Origin of the sequence: Dactylosporangium maewongense (genome assembly GCF_039531485.1) — a bacterium.
Lineage (GTDB): Bacteria > Actinomycetota > Actinomycetes > Mycobacteriales > Micromonosporaceae > Dactylosporangium > Dactylosporangium maewongense.
Window position 1 is genome coordinate 1 of the sequence record NZ_BAAAQD010000104.1, and the last position, 891, is coordinate 891.

Consider the following 891-nt stretch of genomic DNA (forward strand, 5'->3'; position numbering starts at 1 on the left):
AGGGGGTGTCTCACTTGGTGAGTTTGGTGAGTCGTCGGTGGCAGATGAGGATGGCTGCGAGGTCGGCGAAGGCTTGGAAGTGCTCGGCTTTGCGTTCATAGCGGCGCACAAGGCGCCGGTTGTTGGTGAACCAGGACAGGCACGACTCGACGATCCACCGGTGCCGGCCCAGCCGCTCGGAGGACTCCACGCCCTTGCGGGCGATGCGAACCCGGATGCCGCGGCGTTCGACCTCGGCCCGGATCGCTTTCTGGTCGTAGGCCTTGTCCGCGTGCAGCTTCTCCGGACGGTGACGGGGCCGGCCACGCCGTCCGCGTACGGGCGTGAACGCGTCCAGCAGCGGGAACAGCAGTTGCGCGTCCGGGGTGTTCGCAGCGGAGATCAGCACCTGCAGCGGTATCCCGCGCCGGTCGCACAAGACGTGGATCTTCGAGCCCGGTTTGCCACGGTCGACCGGGTTTGGCCCGGTCAGGTCCCCCTTTTCGCAGCCCGGACACTGATCGAGTCGACGATCGCCCGGGTCCAGTCGATCCCACCGGCGACCTGCAGCCGGTGCAGCAGCTCGTGGTGGATCTGTTCCCACAGTCCGTGCCGGGTCCACTCGGTGAACCGGCGGTGCACCGTCGGCCGGGACACTCCGAAGAACACCGCAGGGAGTTTCCGCCACGAACACCCGGCCTGGACCATGTACGCGATCGCGGCGAGCACCGCCCGGTCGTCCGCGCGGCGCTTCCCGCCGCCCTGAGGTCGTTTCGCAGCAACAGGAATCAGCGGTTGCGCGACCTGCCACAGGTCGTCCGGCGCCCAGGTATGGATCATGTCCTCGACAACATCCGCCACAAACAGAAGATCATGCCCGAGGCAAGGACCTCACCAAGTGAGACACCCCCT

General features: G+C 66.9%; 1 protein-coding gene. It reads right to left on the minus strand.

Annotation, left to right across the window (positions count from 1 at the left end):
- Positions 1 to 10: 10 nt before the first annotated feature.
- Positions 11 to 819 (minus strand): IS5 family transposase gene (locus ABD332_RS59920; protein WP_344516112.1). Its coding sequence is split into 2 segments (ribosomal slippage): positions 11 to 481 and positions 484 to 819, totalling 807 coding nucleotides; the frame shifts between segments, so codons are not numbered across the junction.
- Positions 820 to 891 lie beyond the last annotated feature (72 nt).